We start from the raw sequence: 23,235 nt of genomic DNA, 5'->3' as shown, positions 1-23,235 counted from the left end.
TTTCCCTTTCGGGCCATCCGGACAGGCCGCCTCCGCAGCGGTTGCCTCAGCACCTCTCCGATCGATGCCCCGCGCCCGGACGCTTGTCCCCTTGCCGCCCCAGCACGGCCACCGCTCTGCCCCGGCATGCCTCTGCACGGCATTCGTCATCCATTCCGCACCTGCCCTTCGCACCTCCCGTCCGCACCTCCCATCCACCGCACCCCACCATCACCAAGGAGATCCCATGCCCCACAACCGGCGCCGACGCATCCTCGCGCTGGGGCTGACGGCGGCCACCGCCATCAGCCTCGCCGCGTGCAGCACCTCCACCGACACCGCATCGGAGAGCGACACCGACCTGACCATCGGATCCACGGACCTCTCGGGTGTCTGCCCTGCCACGATCGTCTACCAGGACAGCTGGTTCCCGCAGGCCGAGATCGGCTACCTGTTCCAGCTGCTCGGCAGCGACTACACGGTCGACACCGACAAGAAGTCGGTCTCCGGACCGCTCATGGCGGACGGCGAGTACACCGGCGTCAGCCTCGAGCTGCGCTCCGGTGGACCGGCGATCGGCTTCCAGGCGCCGTCGAACGTCCTCTACACCGACCCGGACGTGACGTTCGCGCCGGTCGGCCTCGACTCGGCACTCCAGCTGTCCAAGGACTTCCCGACCGTCTCGGTCTACGCGCCCCTCGACAAGAGTCCGCTGATGGTCATGTGGGACCCGGCGACCTACCCAGACGTCTCGACGATCGCCGATCTCGGCCCTGCGCTCGAGAAGAAGGGCGGGTATCTGCGCTACTCCGAGGGCACGGCGTTCATCCAGTACCTGACGGACGACGGCCAGGTGCCCGAGAGCGTGCTCGACGGCAGCTACGACGGAACGCCGGGCACCTTCGTCGCATCGGCCGGGACACTGGCCCAGCAGGGCTATGCCAGCAATGAGCCGTACGTCTACGCCAACGAGCTGCCCGAGTGGGACAAGCCGGTCGACTACCAGCTGCTCGCAGATGCCGGGTGGGACTTCATCCCCGCCACGCTCGCCGTGCGGCAGGCCGACCTCGAGAGCCTGAGCCCCTGCCTGGAGAAGCTGATCCCCGTCATCCAGAAGGCGGAGGTCGCGTACTACGACGATCCGTCGACCGCCAACGCGATCATCCTCAAGCTGGTCGATGAGTACCAGTCGGGTCAGGTCTACAGCGCCGACACCATCGACGCCGCCATCACGGTGCTGAAGGACGAGGATCTCGCGAGCAATGGCGCCGATGACATGGTCGGCAATTTCGACGAGGACCGGGTCTCGGACTTCTACGACACGGCCGCGCCGATCTACGCGCAGCTCGGCAATCCGCAGCCCGACGGCCTCACGCCTGAGGACCTGTACACGAACGAGTTCGTCGACAGCTCGATCGGCTTCTGAGCCGCTCGCACTGACGGACTCCGGAACGCCGACTCCCGAGCTGCGCCCATCCGAGACCGCTGGCCCGCTATCCCTCAGCTGGCCAGCGACTCGGGTGGGCGCCTTCGGCGTTCGCGCGGCGCGGCCGGATGAGCGGACGGATGAGCGGACGGATGAGCGGACGGATGAGCGGACGGATGAGCGGCCGATCAGACGGGAGTGGCGACCGAGCCGAGATCGGCGGTGACGCCTCGGTTGCGGTCGTGCCACATGCGGATGCGCACGTCGCGGACGTCGGCGATGTGCGCCGAGGCAAGTTCGGCAGCCCGGTCCGCGTCGCGCACTTCGATCGCGTCGAGCATGGCGGAGTGGTGAGCGAGCACCTTGTCCCACTGGCCGGGCATCGAGAGGGTGGACGACCCGCCGAAACGCACGTGCGGGGTGCCGAGTCGTTCGAGGGTCTCGGCGAGCGACTGGTTGTGGCTGGCCCGCCAGATGGCGCGGGCGAACTCGAGGTTGGCCGTAGTGATCGCCGCGATGCTCCGGTCGGTGATGGCGCGGGCGTCGGCGGTCAGGTGGGTGATGTTCGCGAGGTCGAGATTGGTGCGCCGCTCGGCCGCGAGGCGGGCGTTGGCGGTCTCGAGGATCCCGCGCGTCTCGTAGATCTCGTAGATGTCGCCGGGCGTCGGGTCGGGAACGGTGAGGCCGCGTTCGCCGCGCACCAGGAACTGCTCCATCTCGAGCCGCTGCACCGCTTCGCGGATCGGCGTGCGACTGACGTTGCAGAGCGCGGCGAGCTGGCTCTCCGAGATCACCTGTCCCGTGGTCAGGTCGCCGGCGATGATCGCCCGCTTGATCTGCTCGTAGGCAAGATTGGACTGGCCCGCAGTGGCACCCACGTGCGCCTCGCTTCTCTGATCGACGCTATGACCGTCGAGTCGTCCGCATACGTCAGTCGACATGCGTACACCGTCTTCGTCTCCGGAAGCCTATCAAGGCGGATCCCAGCGCCGGTTGAGCCGCACGCCGTGCGCGCTCCATCGGACGAACGCCTCGGGCGGCCCCACCAGCCACCCGCGGCCCGCGTCGAAGCCCGAGCCGAAACTAACCCGCGACCAGGCAATCCCCTCCATCGGGGGCTCGCACCGCGGGCGAAGTCGGAGGATCTTGATTCGCATGCCTCTTGCCCTTCGGACCCACGATGATGTGCGCCACCTCGCCTGCGACGCGTGCGGATGGTCCTCCGCCGACCTGACCGCCTGCAGCCTGCCCAGTCAGGTCTGGCACGCGTTCGAGCTCGACCACGACGACGCCGCCTCCGGCTGCGCTCCGATCGTCGGCGACCCTCAGCTGCGTGCGCGCTACGAAGAGGCGTTCAGCGGCTGGTCCGCGGTCTACGCCGACCGAGAGACCCTGCCGCTCCCCTACGTGCACCGCCTCCGACTGGCCAGCTGACCAGAGCTGGTCAGGCGTCCACTCGAGCGAGCGAGGACAGCGCCCGCTCCTCCGCCGAGCCGGGTTCGCCGTAGCTCGTGACGAGCAGGTACCCCGGATACCCGGGGATCGCGAAGTTCTGGCGCTTCAGCTCGATCGAGCCGTAGCCGTCGATGTAATGCATGTTCGTCCCCGACGTGAACGCGCGCACATCGTGCCGCGCCCACAGCCGGAGGAAGTCCTCGTCGTCCCTCAAGGACGACACCAGTTCCGACAGCCGCGGATCGCTCGGATCGCCGCTGCTCCGCAACGCAGCCACCGTGTCCGACGCGAGCTGCTCCCAGCCGGGCGCGAACGCTCGGGTCGACGGATCGAAGACGCTGATCACCAGGTTCGCCCCCGCGACGAAGGCGGTGGGCGACACGGCCTTCGCCAGCTCTGTCGCCGCGACGACGTCCAGGGTCGGATTGATCACGATCGCCGCTGCGTGCGCCCAAGGATCGAGTAGTCGCTGGGCGGAGACCGCATCTATCCGCCCGTGACCGGCGGAGACCTCTGCAGGCAGGGCGATCCGCTGCAGGTAGGCCGACGCTTCGACGTCGAGCAGCAGCGCCCGGGCGATGGCGCCGAGCACCTGATGCGAAGGGTGCCGCTCTCTGCCCTGCTCGAGCCGGAGATAGTAGTCGGCGCTGATTCCCGCGACGAGGGCGACCTCGTCCCGACGGAGTCCGGCCACTCGACGATGACGGGTCACGGGCAGGCCGACGTCCTCCGGATGGACGAGCGCACGACGTGCGCGCAGGTATTCGCCGAGCGGCGTTCCGTCCATGAGTAGAAGGTAGACCCGAGGGAACCTCGGGATGCGCCCCAGATGCCGTGGTCATGGGGGCTTCCTGGGTGCAGCACACCCACGCTCACCGGACCCGTCCGGTCCTAGATTCAGCGGCATGACACCAGACGACCCATCCCTGTCCGAGTCGCACAGCTGATGGATCTGGGGTTACGGGACAAGGTCGCCGTCGTCACGGGCGCGAGCAAGGGCATCGGACTGGCGGTCGTGCGCGGCCTGATCGATGAGGGCGCCTACGTCGTCGCGGGCTCGCGCTCCGGCTCTAATGACCTGGACGAGCTGGCCGAGGGCGGGCGGCTCCGCTCCGTTCTCGTCGACCTGTCCGATCCCGCGGGTCCGGCCGAACTGGTCGCCACGTCGAGCGAGTTCGGCGGCCTGGACGTCCTGGTGAACAACGTCGGAGCGGTCACCATCCGCCCCGACGGCTTCCTCTCCATCACGGACGAGCAGTGGGCCGCCACCTTCAATCTCAGCTTCATGGCGGCGCTGCGTTCGGCGAGAGCCGCGATCCCGCTGATGCTCGCGCGCGGCGGCGGCAACATCGTGACCATCGGCTCGGTCAATGCCTTCCTGCCTGATCCGCCGGTGATCGACTACAGCGCCGCCAAGGGCGCGCTCTGGAACCTCAACAAGTCGCTGTCCAAGGAGTACGGGGCGCAGAACATCCGCGTCAACAGCATCAGCCCCGGCCCGGTCGCCACGGATCTCTGGCTCGGCAAGGACGGTGTCGCAGCGACCGCGGCTAAGGCGATGGGCGTCGACTTCGAGACCGCCAAGGCGCGGGTCGTCGAGTCGCAGGGCGGCTTCTCGACGGGCAGATTCACCCAGCCGGGCGAGGTCGCCGACCTGGTCCTCCTGCTCGCCAGCAGTCGCGCCGGCAACGTGACGGGCGCCGACTTCCTCATCGACGGCGGTCTCATCAAGACCCTCTGATCCGCCGCTTCTCCGTTGGTCGAGGAGGCGCCCGCCCCTGCAATCTCGTTGGTCGAGGAGGGCGCCCCGCGCCCGTCTCGAGACCGGCCGAACTGGTCCATCCCCCAAGAACTCCACCCGCCCCACCCCCGAACCCCCACAACAAGGAGACACACAATGGCAACCTCCGACATCCCGGTCGTCTTCATCCACGGCCTCTGGATCCATTCCGCCGCGTGGAAAGACTGGATCGACCTCTTCGCCGAGCACGGCTACAGCGCGACCGCGCCGGGCTGGCCGGGCGACGCCGACACCGTCGAGGGCACCCGCGAGAACCCGGACGCTCTGAACAACGTCGGGATCCAGGCGATCTGCGAGCACTATGCCGGCCTGATCGAGGCGATGCCGGTCAAGCCGATCGTCGTCGGCCACTCCTTCGGTGGGCTCATCGCCCAGGAGCTGCTCGCCCATGGCTATGCGGCGGCGGCCGTTGCCATCGATCCGGCGCCGATCAAGGGCATCAAGCACCTGCCGTTCTCGCAACTCAAGTCGGGCCTGCCGGTTCTCGGCAATCCGGCGCACAAGAAGGGAACGGTCGCGCTGACGGCGAAGCAGTTCAAGTACAGCTTCGGCAACGCGCTCAGCGAGGAGGAGTCGAACGCCCTGCACGCCGCGTGGACGATCCCTGGCCCGGGTCTGCCGCTGTTCGAGGATGCGGGTGCCAACTTCTCCCGCAACTCCCCCGCCGCGGTCGACACTCACCTGGCGATCCGCGGACCCCTCCTGCTCACCTCGGGCTCGGTGGACCACACCGTCCCGCTGGTCGTGACGAAGGAGGCGTACGAGCTGTACCGCAAGCACACCTCGGCGCTCACCGACTTCCACGAGTTCGAGGGCCGCGGCCACTCCCTCACGATGGATGCGGGCTGGAAGGACATCGCGACGGACGTCCTCGACTGGCTCGACTCCCACGCGACGGAGATCAAGGCCGGCGCAGACCTGGCCCTGGCTCCGCACTGATCCGAACCGCGGCTTCCGGTTCTCGCCGCGGTAGAAAGCGTCTCCCCGCGGGTGAAATTCCCCTAGCGGTGACCCACTTTCACCCGCGGCGAGCTCCCGGTGAACGAAGTCGAGGCTCGCGCAGCTCGTTGGTCGAGGAGGCGCGCCAGCGCCGTCTCGAGACCGGCCTAAATTCCGTTGGTCGAGGAGGCGCGCCAGCGCCGTCTCGAGACCGGCCGCACTACAACACTGCCGTCCGGCCTTCCCCGCCCCGTTTTGGGAGTGCCTCACGCGACGCCCAGCTGGCTACGGTGAACCCATCGCCCTGGGGAGGTTCGATGTCGACGACTACGCCCGTGTCCGCTCGTTTCGCGGGTCAATCGGTGATCGAGCAGCTGTTCGCCGTTCATTCGACACGTCCACCGCGTGGCCCGGTCGCTCGCTTCTTCGGCGTCCGCCCTCTCGGAGACGACGCCACGCCGTGGTACATCGGGGCTCGCGGCGAGCTCGCTGTAGGCCGCATCCTCGATCAGCTGCCGCAAGGGTGGACCGTCCTGCACTCGCTGCCGGTCGGAACGAAGGAGTCGGATATCGATCACCTCGTGATCGGTCCGGCGGGCGTCTTCGTCATCAACACCAAGCACCACGCGTCGAAAACCATCTGGGTGGCCGGCTCGACAGTGATGGTCGGCGGCTTCAAGCACCCGTACATCCGCAATTCAGAGCATGAGGCGAAAGCGGTTGGCAAGGTGCTCGCCAGCGTGGGTCTTGATCATTCAGTGATCCCGATTCTCGCGTTCGTCGATCCGACGCAGATCACAGTCAAAGAGAAGCCGGCGAGCGTGGCGGTGCTCCACGCCCGCGGTCTTCTCAAGTTCTTCGCGCGCAGGCCGCAGACTCTCACCGCGGATGAGGTGACTCAGACCGTGGCCGTGCTCGGCGATCCGCAACGCTGGCGCTCGTCCGCTGAGGCGCCAGCTGGACTACTCGATGACTTCCACGCGCTCGACAGAGAGATCCGAACTGCCCGGACAATCCGCGTTGCATGGGCGGGCGCACTGCTTGCATCACTCGGCGGGACATCAATCGTCCTCGCGCCACAACTGATGAGCTCGCTGTTCTCCTTACTGATCCACTGACCTCATCACCCGGTCTAGAGACGCGCGGCAGACGGCGCTCCTCGACCAACGGATGAAGATCCATCGAGACCGGCCTACCCCTCGTTGGTCGAGGCGCGCCAGCGCCGTCTCGAGACCGGCCGAGTCCGCCGCCGCTCCTCGCCGCGGTAGAAAGGGGCTCCCCGCGGGTGAAAGTTCCCTAGCGGGGAGCCACTTTTACCCGCGGCGATCGTCCATCTCGATCGTGTGAACTGAGCGGATGCACTACTTCGGCATTGACCTCGCGTGGGCCGAAGGCACCGCGACGAGGCGCGCCAACGAGTCCGGTCTCGCGCTGATCGACGAGTTCGGCGCCGTGCTCGACGCAGGCTGGGCGCGTGGACTCGACGAGGTCGTCGACTGGATCGCCACCCGAGCCGCGCCCGGTGCCGTCATCGCAGTGGACGCACCGCTCGTCGTGCACAACGCCCCCAAGACCATGAGGCGAGCCGAACGCGAGGTCGGCGTCCGCTACGGCCGCTGGGGCTTCTCCGCTTATCCCAGTCACACCGGTCTGGCCTGGCTCGCCGGCGTCACTCTGCGCGAGCGACTCGAGTCGCACAGCTTCCGCTACACGGACGGCCTACGGCGCAATGTGCGCGGTGAGAGTGTGATGTTCGAGTGCTACCCCAGCACGACCATCGTCGGCATGGAGGAGCTCGGCTACGACGTCGCCAAGCCGCGCTACAAAGGCCGCGACCCGAAGCTCCGTCCAGACGCGAGCCGCGCGGCGAGAGCGGTCATCGCCGATGAGCTCATCGGGCGCCTCGGGTCGCTCGCACGGGCGGACCCGCCGCTCGACCTGCGATCGCACGAGCTAACCCGGACCCTGCTCGACGAGCCCTCTCCCACGGCCGATGCGCCGTACAAGCATCGCGAGGACCTGTTCGACGCGGTGATCTGCGCCTGGACCGCATCGATCTGGCACCGTCACGGACTGGACCGGGTGCAGATCCTCGGCGCGGACGATGAGCCGGACGAGAAGGGTCGGATCGCGACCATCGTCGCGCCTGCCCGACCAGAGCATCGGGGCTTGCCAGGCGTCTAATCTGGCGCGATGAGACTCGGCTTGTCGCAGCTGATCGACTCGCGCTTGCAGCCACTCATCGGGCCGACCCGCGCGTTCTACGAGCAGCGCGGCACCGGCCGAGGACCAGCGGACTGGACCGAGCTGCAGGCGACCCGCGCTTCGCTCAGCCGCCCGGCCTCATCGAACCCCCGACCGCGGGTGGAGTGGATCGACGCTGGCGACCACTCGCTGGAGATCCGGATCCACGAGCCGCTCGCCGAACCGCGAGGCGTGCTGCTCAACCTGCATGGTGGCGGCTTCTATGTGGGATCCGCCGCGGCGAGCGACGTCCGGAACCGCGATCTGGCGGACGCTCTTGGCATCGTGGTGATCGGCGTCGACTACCGGCTCGCACCCGAGCATCCATGGCGTGCGGCGCCTGACGACTGCGAGACCGCCGCTGTCTGGATCACGGAGCAAGCAGCCGAGCGCTTCGGGACGTCCCGCCTCGTCATCGGCGGCTTCTCGGCTGGCTCGACCCTGGCCATGACCACGCTTCTCCGTCTGCGCGACCGCGGCCTCACGCCGTTCAGCGGAGCGGTTCTGCAGTTCGGCACCTACGACCTCAGCGGGCAGACGCCCAGCGGTCGTCTGATCGCGGACGAGTACTTCCTCGACGCCTACGCAGGCGCGCTGGCCGACCGGACCCACCCCGATTTCTCTCCGATCTACGCGAAGCTGTCAGGCCTGCCGACGGCTTTGATCGTCATCGGCGAAGAGGACATCCTCCTCGGCGACAACCTTGCGATGGCCGGTCAGCTCGCGGCCTACGGGGTGGAGGTGGATCTCAGGATCTACCCCGCCGCCCCACATGGCTTCACCGGGCATCCGACACCGATGGGGGACGCAGCCCTCGACGATGTGAAGACTTGGTTGGGCGAGCGACTCGACGAGCCGCAGGAGCAGAAGCAGCGCGAGTCGAACTAGCGACGGGTCAGGACGCCCCGGTCAGTACGCGGGTGCCTGCGTCGTCGCGCTTGGTGCTCGGCATCGCCGGTCGACGCACGGCGGCGACCTCGGCTGCACCGCCGGCCGCGAACAGTCGGTCCCGCACGCGAGGAGCGGCATAGACCAGCACCGACAGCGCAATCGCGATCGGCAGGATGTAGGACGCGGCCGTCAGCATCCCGGCCTCGAAGTTCGTCGGAACGCCGGGCATGGTGACGGCGAAGTGCCAGATCCCGAGACCGACGACGACCGCCGCGATGGCCCCGACGGACGCGAAGGCGAATGGGCGGATGTCGCTGGAACGTCGGGCGATGAACAGTCCCTCGATGGCGACGGTCACCAGGAAGGGCGCCGCCGTGCACAGCAGAAGAACGTTGCAGTAACCCACGGTGATCCACATGAATATGGCCACGGTGAAGGATTCGCTAGGCAATCGTTCCCCCGAACAGAAGCAGTCGGCTTGACCGTACGGCCTGCCACCGACACGCGGGATCCCCCCTTCGGGCGGTCACCGCGAGATTCCGCGGACGTTGCCCCCTTCTGGGGTCGCCGTGGGGCTGCACCGGATGCTGAGGGGAAGCGAGAGGGTGGTTCAAGCGTCTCTCTAGCCAGTCGCGGCGAAGCGGGCAGAGACGTTGTGAACACTGAACGGACTCCTCAACCAGCAGGCCGTGGTCCCAGATGCGCCTCCGGACAGCCGCCCAACGGTGCTAGGAGGTCGAGACCATCCGATCCCCGACTATCAAGTGTCGACGGGGACCATCCGCATCTCCGTCGAGGCGTTCGAAGAGGAGCCGCGCCGCTGTGCGGCCCAGTTCTCGTGGATCACTTCCGTAGACGCGGACAGGAACCCGCAGGAGCCCGGCGAGTTCCAGATCGTCGAAGGCAGCGAGAAGAGGCAGCTCATCGGCAGACGCACCAGCATCGAGCCGCCGTCGGAATTCGGCGAGGACGCCTACCGAGATGCGATTGTTCGCGCTGATGATGGCGGTCGGCGGATGTGCGAGATCGAGGAATGAGCGAGCGTGGGTGCGGGCATCCTCGACGTCCGCCGTTACTCCTCGCACGAGACGCTTGTCTACCGCGGCACCTCCGTTTCGCATGGTCGACTCGAAGCCTTCATATCTGTGGCGGTGGGCGGAGACCGTGACGATGTTGCCGATGAACGCGATCCGTCGATGTCCTTGCTGCAGGAGATCTTCCGTCAGCCGTCGTCCGGTGCTCAGATCATCCATCAGCACGGTGTCGACGTCCGCGTCCGGGAGCTCGCGGGCAGCGACGACGATGGGAACGCTCCCGAGCCGGCGCACCCAGCGCCGCGGTGCCGGTTCGCCGGCCGGGATGACGATGAGGCCCTCCACGCGGCGGCTCAAGAAATTGCCCACGAGGTCGCTCTCCCGCGAAGCGCTCTCTGCTGTGCTGCCGAGGAGGATGTACCGACCGCGTTCCGCCACGACCTCCTCGACTCCCAACGCGAAAGTGCCGTAGAACGGATTGCTCAGGTTAGTGATGGCCACGCCGATCAGACCGCTTTGCTGGCCAGGCCGGAGGTTTCGCGCGTTCTCATTCGGCAGATAGTCGAGCTGGCGGACAGCGTCGATGACGCGTTGCTGGACATCAGGACGAACGTTCTTTCCTCCCGCAAGCGTCCGAGAGACTGTTATCGGGCTCACTCCGGCGAGGAGGGCGACATCCTTCTGCGTCGGGATGGCGGGCGTTCCGCCGACCGTCGTGTCGTTATGCGCCGGCAAGCTTTCCCCCATCGACCATCAGTGCGGTACCCGAGCAGAAACTAGACCGACCTGATGCCAGGAAGAGCACTGCGTCGGCAACCTCGGCCGGAGTCCCCATCCTGCGGAGAGGCGTGCGGAGCGCCGCGGCGTGACGATCCTGTCGCATCTGCTCGTCGGCGTCCACATATGCACCCGGAGTCTCGATCAAACCGGGGCAGACCGCATTGGCCCGGACACTCGGCCCGTAGTCCACGCAGAGGGAGCGGGTGAAGGCGACGACGGCGCCCTTCGACGTGCTGTACGCCGCAAGACCCCGACCTGATTCGAACGCGGCGCCCGAGGAGCAGTTGACGATTACTCCTCCCCCGGCCTGAAGCATCCCCGGCAAGAAAGCGCGACAGGTGAGGAACATGCTGGTGACATTCGTCCGCTGGATGCGCTCCCATTCGTCGTACGACTGCGTCTGCACGTCGCCGCGTCGGATGATGCCCGCCTGATTCACGAGCACATCCAACGATCCGCTCGCCGAGACGCTGCGTTCGAGGTCGGCGACCGCAGCCTCGTCGCTCAGATCGATCACATGGCTGGTCACGTCAGCGCCCACAGCCTTCGACTCCGCGATGACACTCGACAGCCCGGCAGCATCCAGGTCCACGAGGACGAGCTCTGCGCCCTCTCTGGCGAAGCCTGACGCTATGGCACGCCCGATTCCGCTGGCGGCTCCGGTCACCAGGACGCGCCGCCCGGAGAACTCTCCCGAGCTCACGCGGCCGCCCCCTGCGCCGACGGTCTGGCCACGTGCCGAAGGCGCCCCAACGATTTCGGCGCAGGAATGGAGGCAGCGTCGAGCAGCGCCCACGCGAGCGCCGAGTTGCTGGATACGACTGGCAATCTGAGTTCGGCCTCCAAGGCACGGATGTTTCCCAGCGTGAGCCAATTGGTACAACTAACGAACACCGCGTCAGCGTCTCCCAAAGGAAGAGCGCGCACAGCGGCGGCACTGGCGGAGAGCGGCAGCCGCCCCTTGGGCAGATTGCCGACGATTCCGAGCCCTGAGGCGGCGACGACGCGGATGCCGACCTGGTCGAAGTAGGCGATCTCCTTCTCGTTGACCGCGTCGAGGTACGGCGTCACAAGTGCCACCTTCGCGGTCCCGAGTGCCGCGAGAGCCTGGCTGACCGCCCTCGACGCGGTCAGGAACGGAACTCCCGTGGCCACCGAGAGCCGCTCGCACAGCTCGAGATCGGAGCGCAGGCCGTCGAGGAAGCTCGCAGCCGTGCAGGCGAAGCCGATCGCGACGGGCCCGAGCCCGGTGAGCCGGGCGCACGCGCTGTCGAGTTCGTCGCGCATGGCCAGCACCGTGTCGATCTTCGCCGCCGGATCTTCGGTCTCGACCTGAAGGACGCGGGTCGCGAACCAGTCCGCGTCGCTAGGCAGGCGGGTGACCTCGCGCTCGACCGTCGTGTTGGTCGAAGGGATGACGATCCCGATGCGCGTCGGGTCGACCACCGACGCCTCAGACACCTGCGGCGATGGCGATCGGAGTGCCATGTGCGTCGAGTGAATTCAGATAGGCATCACGGAGGCGTTCCGTGATCGGGCCCATCGAACCGTCTCCCACGGTCTGCGTCTCGAAGGTGATGACCGGCATGAGCTCTGCGCCCGATCCGCATAGGAAGACCTCGTCCGCGGCATGGACGTCGTAGGTGGTGAGGTCCTTCTCCCGGGCGGGGATGCCGAGCTCCGCCGCGAGCTCCAACAGCAGGTTGCGGGTGATGCCGTCGAGCGTGGAGATCGCGAAGGGGGTGGTCAGCTGCCCGTTCTTGACCAGGAAGATGTTGGACGCGCTGCACTCGGCTAGGCAGCCCCGGTTGTCGAGGACGATCGCGTCGTCGGCGCCGCGACGGACCGCGTCGAGTTTGGCGAGGACAGCGTGCAGATAGCTGAGCGACTTGATCTTGCTGTCCACCGAGTCCGGGCCGTGGCGGCGGTATCGGGAGACGACAAGATTGATGCCTGTCGTCGGCGTTCCGGAGATCGCCTGCCCGAGCACGACGACAGTGGCGGGGCCCGAGGCGAACCTGGGGTCGACGCGGGGCGGCGTGCGGATGCCGCGCGTGATGATCGGCCGGAAGTGGAAGTCGTGGTCGATGTCATTCGCACGTAGCCAGGTGAGGATGTCGCGCTTGAGCTCGTCCTGCGTCATGGGCGGCTCGATGAAGGCGGCGGCTGCGGAGTTGTAAAGGCGTTCGATGTGCTCGTCGAGCATAAGGACGCGGCCGTTGTAGACGCGCATGCCCTCGAACACCCCGTCGCCAAAATTGAAGCCGCTGTCGAACACGGAGATGCTCGCGCTCTCGACGGGGACGTGCTCGCCGTTGATATAGACGGTGGTGAGCTGATTGGTCATGGGGGATGGTTCCTTTCAGGGGTGGATCAGATTGCGGATGCCGCGGCCGGGTCCGAAGCGAGCTCGGGCCGGTGCAGCTCCTCGGCAAGCCAGGGCGCGAGTCTCCCGTCGACCAGAACAGTCGCGCCGTCGAGGACGAGCGTCGGGTCGTGCAGGACGCCGTCGAGGTGCACGGGTGAATCGACCGAGCCGCCGAGCGACACGTTGTGGCCCAAAGCGACGTGCACGGTGCCGAAGAGCTTGTCGTCCTTGTGTCCGGTGATGTCTCCTCGGGGAACCGTGCCGATGCCCAGCTCGGCGATGTTGCGCGCAGTAGGACCTTCTGCCTTGAAGATGCGGCGCAGTTCAGCGGCGGACTCGCCCCCTGCGACCGAGGTGACAGCACCGTCGACGACGTCGACGATGATCGGCTCGTCGACCTTGCCAATGAAGGCGACGCTGCCGTCGTAGACGATCCGCCCGGTCGCTGTGCCTTCGACGGGCGAGGTCTCAGCGTCTCCCCAATCCGGGATGGTGGCAGTTGCGCCGCGTTCGTGCAGGATGCTGTGACACGAGAAGCCTGTGCGTCCCGCGAGCGACATGCGGAGGTCTGTGCCGGCCGCGGTGGTGAGGTGCGCATCGGATGCAGCGTCCAGCAGCTCGGCGAGCCGGTCAGTGAGGGCCTTGGTCAGATCAAGATCGCCCGCCTCGATGTCCCAATGGGCCGGCGGGAACAGCAACCCGACGCGGGCACCGTCCGCGCTCGCGTCCATCCTGCCCCGCGTGTGCCAGAACTGGCACGCGTCCTCCGGTTCGAAGACGACGACCAGAACGTCGCTGCCGCGGAGTCGCGTTGCGGCCTCCGGCGAGACATCCTTCTCCCCCAGGCGACGTTCCGGCACACCGACGAGGCGGGGTACCGCGCCGATCGACGCGGCGTACTCGCCGAGCGCCTGTGCATCGTCCGCGTGCTGGGGATCGTGCAGGACGGTGACCACCTCGCCGGCGCGCACCGCGAGGCAGGTGTCGAGCAGGAGGGAGGAACGAGCGTTGTCGAGACGGAGCACGTCAGGCCTTTCGGGTTTCTGGAGAGCGAACGCCCGGGGTCACGAAGACCCCGGTGGGCGCTCCTACGAGTTGGGAGTCGGCGACCTGCACCCGGCCGCCCACGATCACGTCGCGGATGCGTGCACGCACCCGCGTGCCGGCGAAGGGCGTCGAGTGCCCGCGGCTTGCGAGAGCGCTGCGGTCGAGCACGCTGGCGGACTGCTCGACGAGGACCAGGTCGGCGTCGGCGCCGACCTGGATGACGCCCTTCTTGCCTCTCCAGCCGAGCATCGTCGCGGGCCGCGTGGACATCGCGTCGATCGCGCGCGCGAGGGTGAGGCGACCCTCCAAGGCCTCGGTGAGCATCAGCGGGTAGGACCACTGCACTCCGACGAGGCCGGTCGAGATGGCCAACGGCGCTCCAGTCTTGTCGTCGTCGGTGTGCGGAGCGTGATCGGTCGCCACCGCGTCGATGGCGCCGCTCGCGAGGCCCATGTGCAGGGCGCCCCGGTCCTCCTCGGTGCGCACTGGCGGCACCATGATGAGGTCCGCGCCGAGCAGGGCATAGCCCTTCTCGTCCAGGAGGAGGTGCTGTGGGGTCGCCTCGGCCGTGACGATCTGTCCGGAACGCCGGGCTCGCTCGATGAGAGCGAGAGAGCGTGCGCTCGAGAGGTGGCAGACGTGCAATAGCGCACCGGCTTCGCGGGCGAAGAGGATGGTCCGCGCGACCGCCTCCTCCTCGACCAGAGCCGGGCGTGATCGGAGGTGCGCGCTCCAGTCGCCGCTGTCGCGCTCCCGTGCGCGACCCGCCTTGACGAGGCTGTCGTTCTCCGCGTGCACGTGCGCACGCACTCCGGTCTCCGCGACGGCGCGGAGCAGGTCGAGCAGAGTCGCGTCATCGAGGATGCCTGCAGGCGGTGCATCGCGTCGCTCGTAGGTGAAGAACTTGAACGCGGCTGCGCCAGCTTCGGCGAGGCGTGCGATGTGAGCCTGGTTGCTCGGGTCCGCCGCCGCGATGAGCCCGAAATCGACGAAGGATCTGCCCGAGACCGCGGTCCGCTTGGCGGTGAAGGATGAGGCGTCGAGGACGGCGGGCTTCGTGTTCGGCATATCCAGCACGGTGGTGACCCCGCCGAGAGCCGCGGCGGCCGAGCCCGTGCCGAAGTCCTCCTTGTGAGGGGAACCCGGATCGCGGAAGTGCACGTGCATGTCCACGGCACCGGGGATGAGCATGGCACCTGCCGCGTCGAGGACCGTGTCGGCTTTCCCTGGGTCACGCGCCAGCGCAGCGATGCGGCCGTCCTCCACTCGTACGCCGCCCTCGAAGAACCGGCCATCGGCCCACACGCGGGCATTGTGGATGCTCAGCGAGGTCACGCCCGGACCACCCGGCGATCGAAGTCGTCGAGCACGACGCCGGGAGTCCGTGCGAGGAAGCGCCCGCGGTGTGCGTCATCGACGATGCGCTGCTCACGCGCGACCACGGATCCGGACGCGATCGTGGCGACGGGCATGCCCCACAGCTCGAGGTCCTCATAGATCGAGTAGTCGATGTCGCTGTTGAGGTCGCTGGGGGCGGTACCGAATCGTCGATCCGGATCGAACAGGACCAGGTCTCCATCCTTGCCGAGTGATACGGATCCCTTGCGGTCATCGAGACCGAAGATCCGTGCCGGATTCAGGCTACAAATCCGAGCGAGATCGCCGATCGTGAGGCGACCCGAGCGGACGCCGAGCGTGAACATGACGGGCAGCAGAGTCTCGACACCCGGCACGCCGTTGGGAATTCGGCGGAAGTCGGTGTGTGCGTTCTCGTCTTTGAAGTCGCGCGGATACGGGCAGTGGTCCGAGCCGACCGTCGAGAGGCGCCCATCCATGATCCCTTCCCAGAGTTCTACCTGATCCTGAGCCGATTTGATGGGCGGTGACATCACGTAGTGCGCTCCATCCGGACGGGAGTAGACGTCGGCGGTGAGCGCGAGGAACTGTGGGCAGGTCTCGGCGATCACCGGCACGCGCCGCCCCGTGTCGAGCAGTGCCGCCTGCAGGCCGTCGCCAGACGACAGGTGCGGAATGTAGAAGGCCGACCCGGCTGCATCTGCGAGCCTGACGGCCCGAGCGATGGCCTCGGCCTCGACGAGCGGCGGACGGGCTGCCGAGTGCCCGGCGGAGGTGACGACGCCGTCGGCGATGAGCTTCTCCGCGAGGTGACCGATGACCTCGTCGTTCTCGCAATGCGCCATCGACAGACCGCCGAGCTCGGCCACCCGCTGCATGATCTCGAAGAGCGTGCCGTCGTCCACTCCGAGACCGCCGCTGTGCTGCGAGGTCATGAACATCTTGAAGCTTGTGACGCCCGCCTCGACGACGCGTCCCATGGCCTCGAGGGTGGCCGGGGTGCTGTCGCTCACGATGGCGTGCAGCGCGAAGTCGCACGCGCTCCGCGCTCCCCAGTCCTTCCAGGTCTGGACGACGTCCTCGAGCCTCTCGCCCGGGAACTGCACGGCGAACTCGATGAAGGTCGTCACTCCTCCGGCGATCGCCGCCCGCGAACCTGTGGCGAAGTCGTCGGCTGCGCCCGGCCAGCCGACGTGGACGTGAGGGTCGATCATCCCGGGCAGCACGATGAGGCCTGTCGCATCCTCGACGGCCACACCCTCGGGAGCATCGAACGCGCCGATCGCGGTGATGATGCCGTCTTCGATCAGCACATCGGCGTCGACGAGGTCGTCCCCCTGCAGCACACGTCCACCGCGGACGACAATGGATGCGCCGGTTGTCATCGAGAGGCTCCTGCAACATCGGCGCCCGACGCGGGCCGGACCCGTGCGGAGGCGGTCGCGGCGTCCCGCTCGACGATCGCGCCGTAGAGATCGGGACGGCGATCGCGGAAGAAGCCGCGGGCCCGCCGCACGCGCTCCGCGGCTGCCGGCTCTATCTCGATGACGTCGATGCCCGGCTCCGCGCCGAGTCGGGACAGCTCGTCGCCCCCAGGGTGGACGACGAGGCTTGCCCCCATGAACACCTGCTCCCCCTCGAGCCCGGTCCTGTTGGTGGCAGCGACGAAGAGGCAGTTCTGGATGGCCATGGCGCCGAGCTCCGTCCGCCAGGTGGCGACCGGATCAGCGGAATCCGGGATCCCGCGGGAGGTCGACGGGACGAGCAGCAGGTCTGCGCCTTGGAGGGCAAGGGCGCGGGCCGCCTCCGGGAAGTGCCTGTCGTGGCAGATCAGCACCCCGACGGCGACGCCGTTCCAATCGACGACGCCGTACTGCTCGTGGCCTTCCTCGAAGTAGTACTTCTCGTCGACCTCGATAGTCCCGTTGCCCGCCGGGACCTGTACCCGTGGAATGTGCACCTTCCGCCAGAGACCGAGGATATCGCCGTGCTCGTCGACGAACGCCGCGGTGTTGAAGTAGCGACCGGAACCCGCTCGCTCGAACCACGGGACCAGCACGGCGATGCCCCGACGCGCAGCGAGTTCGCGGAACGCCGTGACGGTAGGGCCGTCTACTGGCTCGGCGAGGTCGAAGTAGGTGTCGGAGATCGGGAACGCGGGAAAGTACTGGGTCGCGACAAGCTCGTGAGGCAGGACGAGGCGCGCGCCCGAGTCGGCCGCGGCTTCGGTCATCGAGAGGGCGGTTGCCCGATTGAGATCTGGGTCTGCGGAGGCCGTGAACTGGATCAGGCCGATGGTGGTCGTGGTGCTCATTGCTCCCCCTCAGGGATGGTCGTCGCGGTGCTGACTGCCGGGTGCGCCCCAGCGGCTTCGTTGGCGAGGGCGGTCAGCGAGGATCGGAGCACGTCGGTGCCGGCGACTGCATCCGCCCACGCGATGTGCTCGTCGGGTGAATGGCTCCGCCCGGAGTCGTTGCGGACGAAGATCATGCCGAGGCGCGGGTGTCCGGCGAAGCTGCCCGTGTCGTGTCCGGCGTGACTCGGCATGCGCTTCGCCGGAAGCCCGTTGTCACGCAGGGCAGACAGGGTCACGTCGATGACGTGCTCGCTCATCGCGATCGGCGCAACATCGCGGATGACCCCGATCGTCGCTTCGACCCGGCGAGTCTGCGCGATGTCGGCGATGGCGGCTCGAATCCCCTGCTGCGCTGCATCCATGGTGGCCGCGTCGACCGACCGGATGTCGACGGTCAGCTCGGCCAATCCGGGTACGACGCTGACAGCACCCGGCTCGACACGGATCGCCCCCACGGTGAGGACCAGGTCGTCGTGGGGATCCGCCTTCGCGATGCGCTCCGCCGCGAGGACGATCTCCGAGGCGGCGGCCAGCGCGTCACGCCGCGCACTCATCCGAGCGGCTCCGGAATGGTCCGCCTGGCCGACCACGGTCACACGTAGGCGGCAGGAGCCGGTGATGGCGCTGACTGCCGACACGGGAAGGCCCGCCTGCTTCAGCAGCAGTCCTTGGTCGATGTGCAATTCCAGCAGCGCGTGGAACTGGGAAGGCGGCACGAACGCATCCGCGACGAGCCGCGGATCCATCGCGAGGGCCTGCATTGCGTCGGCCAGGGTGATGCCACCGTCGTCGACGAGCCTGTACACATCCTCGCGGTCGATCCGCCCAGCGATGGCTCGGCTGCCGAAGCGGTAGGCCGACTGCGCGAAACGCGGTGACTCTTCGCTCGCAAAGGCGATCAGGCTGATCGAGCGAAGCGGAGATTCGCCCTCGGCAAGCTGCAGGAGAGCCACTGCCCCGCTGTAGACACCCAGCGCGCCATCCCAGGCGCCGCCGTGCGGCACGGAGTCCAAGTGAGATCCGGTCAGAACCGGAGGCAGCCGTGGCTGTCGACCGATGAGGGTGATCCAGCGGTTGCCTGCTTCGTCCACCTTGGTCGAGAACCGACCGGGCGCATGCCCGGCGAAGCGAGCTGCCAGTACGTCGTGCGCGCGGCGCTCCTCGGCGCTGTAGGCGAGTCGATGGGTGGCGCCGTCGTCCAGCATCCCGATAGTGGACACTTCGTCGACGATCGAGCGCAGCAGGGCATCGGTGTCCGAGCGCCCAAGCGAACCGGCAGGGGTCATCACTTCAGTCCCGACGACGCAAGACCCTGCACGATGTGCCGCTGGGCGAAGAGGAAAATGAGAATCAGGGGGAGCGTGGCGATCATCGCGCCGGCAAAGGTCTCGCCCCAGTTCGGCAGTTGACCCGGGGCAGCGGACTGTGCGACCGCGACCTGGATGACCTGCTGCGCGCTCGAGCTGTTGACGACCAGTGGCCACAGGAAGCTGTTCCACGAGAACAGGAACACGACGAGACCGCAGCCGACGACAGTGGAGCGAACGCTCGGCAGGATGACGCTCCAGAACACCCGAAACGGCCCCGCGCCGTCGATGTAGGCCGCTTCGTCGAGCTCGGTGGGGATCTCTTCGAATGCCTGTCGCAGCATGAAGAGCGCGAAGGGGCTCGCGATCCACGGGAGGAACACCGCGACCAACGAGTTGCGGAGGTGGAGATCGCCCATCCACGCGTAGAGCGGGACGACTAGGGCCTCCATCGGCACCAGGAAGGTCACGAGGATGAGTCCGAACAGCAGCCCACTCCCTCGGAACTTGATCCGGGTGAGGCCGAAGGCGGCGAGCGAGCCGAGGACGAGGGTGAAGATGACCTGCAGCACGGCGATTATCACCGAATTGAGCATGGCCCGACCGACGTTCTTCGTCTCGATGGTGCTGAAGTAGTTCGCGAGGGAGCCCTCTGTCGGCCAGAAGGTCTTCCAGCTCAGAGGGGACACGTCCGAGAAGATGGTCGACTGATCCTTGAACGAGGAAGAGAGGATCCAGAGGTACGGGAGGAGGAAGGCGATCACAACGATGGCGATCACGGCGACGGTCACCGCGGCGCGGCTGAGGCGGAAGACGCCTCGACGGGCGCGGACGGCCATCAGTAGCTCCACTTCGTTCGGAGGAACAGCGATTGGATCCCGCTCAGGACCAAAGCGATGAACATGACGGCCACAGCGAGGGCCGACGCGAAGCCGGGATCCTGCAGCTTGAAGGCTGCGTTGTAGATGGCGTAGACGACGAGACTCGTGGAATCCTCCGGACCTCCGCTCGTCATGAGGAATGCGGGAGCGAAGGCCTGCAGTGAGAAGACGGTCATCGTGATGACCACGAAAAGCGTCGTCCGGCTCATCAGCGGAAGGATGATCGAGAAGATGACGCGGGCGCGGCTGGCCCCGTCCACCCGAGCAGCCTCGATCACGTCGTCTGGAACCGACTGCAAACCGGTGAGGAACAGCACCGCGGCGAAGCCGATCTGCTGCCAGGCGCTCATGACGATGATGCTGATCAGCGCCCACGGGATGCTGGTGAGGAAGGCGACTGGCTGCAGGCCCAAGCCAGTGATGGCGGAATTCACGAGGCCGCCGTTCTTGGTCAGCATGAAGAGCCACATGGTTGACGTCACGGCCACCGAGGTGACCACAGGCAGGAAGACGATCGTCCGCACTATCGAGCGCCCGGGGAAGCGACCATTGAGGAACACCGCGACGAGGAACCCGAGCGGTACGACGAGCACGAGGACGCCGAGGGCGAAGAGAAGGGTGACGCCGAAGGTGCTGGTGACGGACGGGTCGGCGAGGATCCGTTCGAACTGGCCTAGGCCGACGAACTTCTGGTCGTCCGGGCGCAGCAGCGTGTAGTCGAAGAAGCTGTTGCGCACGAGCATCCCGATGGGGATGTACTGGAACACGATCAGGAAAAGCAGGAACGGGGTGACGAAGGCCATCCCGATCCGGGCCGAATGAGCGGGACCGGCCCCGTTCCGGGAACGTCGCCGTGCCGTGCGCCCGACCGATTGGCCGGGCACACGGGCGGAGATGGGGTGGGAGCTGGTCATGGATGAGGTCAGCGCGCGAGCGCGTCGTCCACCTTCGACACGGTGTCATTCAGCGCCGATGCAGGGTCTGCGCCGAATGCGATGTCACGCAGTCCCTCACTGACGAGCTGGTCGTACTCCACGAAATGCGTGGACGGCGGACGCGGCTGTCCCCATTCGACGAGCTCGTCGTTGAGGATCGACAGCGGCGGATCCTTGAGGTAGTCGAACTGCGAGTCCGTCGTGGTGATCGACGGGAACGACTTGTTCGAGGCGACCCACGCGAGCCCTTCCTCGCCGATACCGAGGTCGATTGCAAACTTCGCCGCCGCCTCGGGGTGTTCCGTCTTGGACGAGACAGCGAGCACCACGTCGCCGGTGTGGACGATGGGCGTCGTTATGTAAGGGACGGGGGTGATGCCCCATTCGAAGTCCGGCGGGGTTGCGGCCAGGTTGCCCGCGAGATAGGAAGTCTGCAGGTCGAAGCACGCCTTGCCGTCGGCGAACGCGTTGGGCAGCCCTTCGTTGGAGGTCACCTTCGTCGATCCCTGGTACATGGACTGGTAGACCTTTGCTGCGCTGATGGCCTCCGGGGTGTTGAGGTAGCCATCGACCGTGTCGCCCTCCGGGGCGATCGCCCAGTAGGTGTTGTACGCCGACGAGCCCTTCGCTGCGGTCGGATCACCGGCGCTGCGGAGAATCACCATGTCGCGGTAGGCATTGCCGGCCGTTCCGTTCCCGAAGGCAGACGGGGCGAGACCGAACACATCGGGATTCTCGGCGTCGCCCACCTGGCACTGCTGCATCACCTTCAGGGCCTCATCCCAGGTCCAGGCGTCGTCGAGGGTGGTCGGCGGAATGATGCCGAGCCCATCCAGCATGGTCTTGTTGTAGTAGAGGCCGAGGGTGGTCTGTGCCATGCCAGTCGAGTACGTCTTGCCGTCATAGCTGAGCTCTGCCACGGAGGCGGCGACCGCTTCGTCCGCGTAGCCGTCTGGAAGGTAGTCGTCGATGGGGAGCAGGAGCCCTGCCGCCGCGAACGTCTGAGTGTTCGGTCCGTCGACCTCAAGGATGTCTGGACCGCCATCCTCGCTGCCGATCAGCTGCGTCTTGGTGGCGAGTTGGTCGAAGGGCACCTCGTCGACGGCGATCTTGTAGCAGGAGTTGGCCTTCTCCCACTGCGCGATGAACTCGTCCTTCGGGGGATTGTTCTCGGCGCGCAGCAGCGTGAGTGTGGTCACCCCGTCGGGGCAGTCGGCGGTGGCTTCGCCACCGGAGTCGGACGAGCAGGCGGCGAGCGTCGCGGCGAGCGCGAGGATGCTCGCGCCAGCGAGTGCCCTTGTCAGTTTCACTGTGTCTCCTTGAGATGGGTGGAGCGGGGCGGTGATGAGGTGGTGCGATGTGGCGAGCGAACTGCTGATTGGAGCTGCGTGGTGAAGATGCGAGGTGGATCAGTGCTCAGGCGCGAAGGCGTCGAGGAGGATGCGTACGAACTTCTCCGGGTCGGAGCCAACCGCGACGCGGGCGTTGGGCGCCTGCTTTCCGCGGAAGTGGGTGTCGATCACGGTGCGACCGAGGGTGTGCCGGCCCTGCGTCTCGATGGCGACGTGATAGTCGCGCAGCTCGATGACACTCGGGTCGAGCAGGTACGCGACGCACAGGGCGTCGTGCACTGGCGCTGATTGCGGGATCTCCATGGGCTGTCCCATGTCGTAGGCGTCGATCCGACGCTCGATGAACCGGGCTGATGCCTCGCCAGCCGGTGAGCCGAGGGCTCGGAGCTGAGCCGCGTGATCGAGTGAGACCAGGGCTTGATGCGTTGCCTCGAGGGGCACGAGGGTGATCTTGGCGAACCCGGCCTGGAAGACGACGTCTGCCGCCTCGGGATCCACCCAGATGTTGAACTCTGCCGCGGCGGTCGTGTTCGAGATCTCATGGCCGCCTCCCATGATCACGAGCTCGGGCACGCGATCCACGAAGCCGGGATCCAGCTTGATGGCGAGTGCGATGTTCGTCAGAGGGCCGACAGGTACGAGGGTGATCGGTTCGGTGGCAGATCGGTAGGTTTCAATGAGGTATTCGACGGCGTGGGCGCTCTGCTTGACGGAGGTCGGCTGAGGTATTGGCAGCTCGAGACCGTGACTGTCCGCCTCGGACATCCGATCCTTGCGAGGGATCGGCAGATCCTTACGCACGATGGCCTCTTTGGCGCCCTCATAGACCGGGATCTCGGGATGCCCGATGTAGTCGAGGACGCGAAGAGTGTTGTTGGTGCAGTACTCGACCTCGATGTTGCCGTTGACAGTGGTGCAGCCGAGGAGATCCAGGTCGGGATGGAGTGCGGCCAGCATGATCGCGACGGCGTCGTCGGTTCCTGTGTCCACATCGAGGATCAGCTTGCGAGGGGTCATGCAGTCGCGCTCCTAGATCATCGGAACATCGAATCCTCGTCCCGTGAGACCCATAAAACCCCCCTCT

At 67.0% G+C, this 23,235-nt stretch carries 23 protein-coding genes and 1 pseudogene; 7 read left to right on the top strand and 17 right to left on the bottom strand.

Features of this window, described 5'->3' with window-relative positions:
• Positions 1-226 precede the first annotated feature (226 nt).
• A complete protein-coding gene (locus E6C64_RS02830) occupies positions 227-1,405 on the top strand; it encodes an ABC transporter substrate-binding protein (RefSeq protein ID WP_136426085.1) in 1,179 nt (392 codons plus the stop codon).
• A 188-nt stretch (positions 1,406-1,593) separates the two neighbouring features.
• On the opposite strand, the gene E6C64_RS02825 is transcribed toward E6C64_RS02830, so the two are convergent.
• Complete coding sequence (locus E6C64_RS02825; protein ID WP_136426084.1) at positions 1,594-2,346, bottom strand: GntR family transcriptional regulator; 753 nt, start codon at positions 2,344-2,346, stop codon at positions 1,594-1,596.
• Positions 2,347-2,560: 214 nt separating this feature from the next.
• On the opposite strand from E6C64_RS02825, the gene E6C64_RS02820 reads away from it, so the two are divergent.
• Positions 2,561-2,839, top strand: a complete 279-nt coding sequence (locus tag E6C64_RS02820; RefSeq protein WP_136426083.1) for a hypothetical protein — start codon at positions 2,561-2,563, stop codon at positions 2,837-2,839.
• 10 nt (positions 2,840-2,849) lie between these two features.
• Here the strand turns inward: E6C64_RS02820 and E6C64_RS02815 are convergent, their stop codons facing one another.
• Complete coding sequence (locus tag E6C64_RS02815) at positions 2,850-3,647, bottom strand: helix-turn-helix domain-containing protein (RefSeq protein ID WP_136426082.1); 798 nt, start codon at positions 3,645-3,647, stop codon at positions 2,850-2,852.
• Positions 3,648-3,806: 159 nt separating this feature from the next.
• Between E6C64_RS02815 and E6C64_RS02810 the strand changes: the two genes are divergently transcribed.
• The 5 genes from E6C64_RS02810 to E6C64_RS02790 all read left to right on the top strand — a co-directional run bounded on the left by E6C64_RS02810 (position 3,807) and on the right by E6C64_RS02790 (position 8,732).
• Complete coding sequence (locus E6C64_RS02810; RefSeq protein ID WP_136426081.1) at positions 3,807-4,601, top strand: SDR family NAD(P)-dependent oxidoreductase; 795 nt, start codon at positions 3,807-3,809, stop codon at positions 4,599-4,601.
• Positions 4,602-4,757: 156 nt separating this feature from the next.
• A complete protein-coding gene (locus E6C64_RS02805; protein WP_136426080.1) occupies positions 4,758-5,600 on the top strand; it encodes an alpha/beta hydrolase in 843 nt (280 codons plus the stop codon).
• A 362-nt stretch (positions 5,601-5,962) separates the two neighbouring features.
• Positions 5,963-6,718, top strand: coding sequence for a nuclease-related domain-containing protein (locus E6C64_RS02800; protein WP_158437714.1), 756 nt, complete (start codon positions 5,963-5,965; stop codon positions 6,716-6,718).
• A 238-nt stretch (positions 6,719-6,956) separates the two neighbouring features.
• Positions 6,957-7,784 (top strand): DUF429 domain-containing protein, encoded by an 828-nt coding sequence (locus tag E6C64_RS02795; protein ID WP_136426078.1) that lies wholly within the window; start codon positions 6,957-6,959, stop codon positions 7,782-7,784.
• Between the two features lie 9 nt (positions 7,785-7,793).
• Entirely contained in the window at positions 7,794-8,732 is a 939-nt protein-coding gene (locus tag E6C64_RS02790) for an alpha/beta hydrolase (protein WP_136426077.1), read from the top strand.
• A gap of 7 nt (positions 8,733-8,739) precedes the next feature.
• Here the strand turns inward: E6C64_RS02790 and E6C64_RS02785 are convergent, their stop codons facing one another.
• From E6C64_RS02785 to E6C64_RS02720, 15 genes and pseudogenes are all read right to left on the bottom strand, one after another.
• Positions 8,740-9,165 carry a hypothetical protein gene (locus tag E6C64_RS02785; RefSeq protein WP_136426076.1) on the bottom strand — a complete coding sequence of 142 codons (426 nt, stop codon included), beginning with the start codon at positions 9,163-9,165 and terminating at the stop codon, positions 8,740-8,742.
• Between the two features lie 298 nt (positions 9,166-9,463).
• Entirely contained in the window at positions 9,464-10,270 is an 807-nt protein-coding gene (locus E6C64_RS02780; protein ID WP_438941836.1) for a substrate-binding domain-containing protein, read from the bottom strand.
• Between the two features lie 60 nt (positions 10,271-10,330).
• Positions 10,331-10,516 (bottom strand): annotated as a pseudogene (locus tag E6C64_RS19585) (LacI family DNA-binding transcriptional regulator); the annotation flags it as partial.
• On the bottom strand, positions 10,491-11,252 hold the full coding sequence (locus E6C64_RS02775) for an SDR family NAD(P)-dependent oxidoreductase (RefSeq protein WP_158437713.1): 762 nt from the start codon (positions 11,250-11,252) through the stop codon (positions 10,491-10,493). The gene E6C64_RS02775 and the pseudogene E6C64_RS19585, both read right to left, overlap by 26 nt.
• Positions 11,249-12,037: a maleate cis-trans isomerase family protein gene (locus tag E6C64_RS02770; protein WP_136426073.1), complete on the bottom strand. Its 789-nt coding sequence runs from the start codon at positions 12,035-12,037 to the stop codon at positions 11,249-11,251. The genes E6C64_RS02775 and E6C64_RS02770 overlap by 4 nt, the downstream gene beginning before the upstream one ends.
• Positions 12,003-12,896, bottom strand: a complete 894-nt coding sequence (locus tag E6C64_RS02765) for an aminotransferase class IV (protein ID WP_136426072.1) — start codon at positions 12,894-12,896, stop codon at positions 12,003-12,005. Before E6C64_RS02765 ends, E6C64_RS02770 begins: the two co-directional genes overlap by 35 nt.
• Positions 12,897-12,922: 26 nt before the next feature.
• Positions 12,923-13,942 carry an aminopeptidase gene (locus E6C64_RS02760; protein WP_136426071.1) on the bottom strand — a complete coding sequence of 340 codons (1,020 nt, stop codon included), beginning with the start codon at positions 13,940-13,942 and terminating at the stop codon, positions 12,923-12,925.
• Position 13,943: 1 nt separating this feature from the next.
• Positions 13,944-15,299 (bottom strand): dihydroorotase, encoded by a 1,356-nt coding sequence (locus E6C64_RS02755; RefSeq protein WP_136426070.1) that lies wholly within the window; start codon positions 15,297-15,299, stop codon positions 13,944-13,946.
• Positions 15,296-16,705 (bottom strand): dihydropyrimidinase, encoded by a 1,410-nt coding sequence (gene hydA, locus E6C64_RS02750; RefSeq protein WP_136426069.1) that lies wholly within the window; start codon positions 16,703-16,705, stop codon positions 15,296-15,298. The genes E6C64_RS02755 and hydA overlap by 4 nt, the downstream gene beginning before the upstream one ends.
• Complete coding sequence (locus E6C64_RS02745; RefSeq protein ID WP_136426068.1) at positions 16,702-17,634, bottom strand: carbon-nitrogen hydrolase family protein; 933 nt, start codon at positions 17,632-17,634, stop codon at positions 16,702-16,704. Before E6C64_RS02745 ends, hydA begins: the two co-directional genes overlap by 4 nt.
• Positions 17,631-18,962, bottom strand: coding sequence for a Zn-dependent hydrolase (locus E6C64_RS02740; protein ID WP_136426067.1), 1,332 nt, complete (start codon positions 18,960-18,962; stop codon positions 17,631-17,633). The genes E6C64_RS02745 and E6C64_RS02740 overlap by 4 nt, the downstream gene beginning before the upstream one ends.
• Positions 18,962-19,822 carry a carbohydrate ABC transporter permease gene (locus E6C64_RS02735; RefSeq protein ID WP_136426066.1) on the bottom strand — a complete coding sequence of 287 codons (861 nt, stop codon included), beginning with the start codon at positions 19,820-19,822 and terminating at the stop codon, positions 18,962-18,964. Before E6C64_RS02735 ends, E6C64_RS02740 begins: the two co-directional genes overlap by 1 nt.
• Complete coding sequence (locus E6C64_RS02730; protein WP_158437711.1) at positions 19,822-20,667, bottom strand: carbohydrate ABC transporter permease; 846 nt, start codon at positions 20,665-20,667, stop codon at positions 19,822-19,824. Before E6C64_RS02730 ends, E6C64_RS02735 begins: the two co-directional genes overlap by 1 nt.
• A 119-nt stretch (positions 20,668-20,786) precedes the next feature.
• Positions 20,787-22,109: an extracellular solute-binding protein gene (locus E6C64_RS02725; RefSeq protein ID WP_158437710.1), complete on the bottom strand. Its 1,323-nt coding sequence runs from the start codon at positions 22,107-22,109 to the stop codon at positions 20,787-20,789.
• Between the two features lie 99 nt (positions 22,110-22,208).
• Positions 22,209-23,168: a nucleoside hydrolase gene (locus E6C64_RS02720; RefSeq protein ID WP_136426063.1), complete on the bottom strand. Its 960-nt coding sequence runs from the start codon at positions 23,166-23,168 to the stop codon at positions 22,209-22,211.
• Between the last annotated feature and the right edge of the window lie 67 nt (positions 23,169-23,235).

It is taken from the genome of Naasia lichenicola, assembly GCF_004801885.1.
Lineage (GTDB): Bacteria > Actinomycetota > Actinomycetes > Actinomycetales > Microbacteriaceae > Naasia > Naasia lichenicola.
Note: the sequence above shows the minus strand (reverse complement) of the source record. Positions and strands in the feature narration are given on the sequence as shown.

Excerpts from the sequence above, each read along its gene's own strand:
- E6C64_RS02830 (WP_136426085.1), top strand. The coding sequence starts at position 227 with ATGCCCCACAACCGGCGCCGACGCATCCTCGCGCTGGGGCTGACGGCG.
- E6C64_RS02825 (WP_136426084.1), bottom strand. The coding sequence starts at position 2,346 with ATGTCGACTGACGTATGCGGACGACTCGACGGTCATAGCGTCGATCAG.
- E6C64_RS02820 (WP_136426083.1), top strand. The coding sequence starts at position 2,561 with ATGCCTCTTGCCCTTCGGACCCACGATGATGTGCGCCACCTCGCCTGC.
- E6C64_RS02815 (WP_136426082.1), bottom strand. The coding sequence starts at position 3,647 with ATGGACGGAACGCCGCTCGGCGAATACCTGCGCGCACGTCGTGCGCTC.
- E6C64_RS02810 (WP_136426081.1), top strand. The coding sequence starts at position 3,807 with ATGGATCTGGGGTTACGGGACAAGGTCGCCGTCGTCACGGGCGCGAGC.
- E6C64_RS02805 (WP_136426080.1), top strand. The coding sequence starts at position 4,758 with ATGGCAACCTCCGACATCCCGGTCGTCTTCATCCACGGCCTCTGGATC.
- E6C64_RS02795 (WP_136426078.1), top strand. The coding sequence starts at position 6,957 with ATGCACTACTTCGGCATTGACCTCGCGTGGGCCGAAGGCACCGCGACG.
- E6C64_RS02790 (WP_136426077.1), top strand. The coding sequence starts at position 7,794 with ATGAGACTCGGCTTGTCGCAGCTGATCGACTCGCGCTTGCAGCCACTC.
- E6C64_RS02770 (WP_136426073.1), bottom strand. The coding sequence starts at position 12,037 with ATGGCACTCCGATCGCCATCGCCGCAGGTGTCTGAGGCGTCGGTGGTC.
- E6C64_RS02765 (WP_136426072.1), bottom strand. The coding sequence starts at position 12,896 with ATGACCAATCAGCTCACCACCGTCTATATCAACGGCGAGCACGTCCCC.
- hydA (WP_136426069.1), bottom strand. The coding sequence starts at position 16,705 with ATGACAACCGGCGCATCCATTGTCGTCCGCGGTGGACGTGTGCTGCAG.
- E6C64_RS02745 (WP_136426068.1), bottom strand. The coding sequence starts at position 17,634 with ATGAGCACCACGACCACCATCGGCCTGATCCAGTTCACGGCCTCCGCA.
- E6C64_RS02740 (WP_136426067.1), bottom strand. The coding sequence starts at position 18,962 with ATGACCCCTGCCGGTTCGCTTGGGCGCTCGGACACCGATGCCCTGCTG.
- E6C64_RS02735 (WP_136426066.1), bottom strand. The coding sequence starts at position 19,822 with ATGGCCGTCCGCGCCCGTCGAGGCGTCTTCCGCCTCAGCCGCGCCGCG.
- E6C64_RS02730 (WP_158437711.1), bottom strand. The coding sequence starts at position 20,667 with ATGGCCTTCGTCACCCCGTTCCTGCTTTTCCTGATCGTGTTCCAGTAC.
- E6C64_RS02720 (WP_136426063.1), bottom strand. The coding sequence starts at position 23,168 with ATGACCCCTCGCAAGCTGATCCTCGATGTGGACACAGGAACCGACGAC.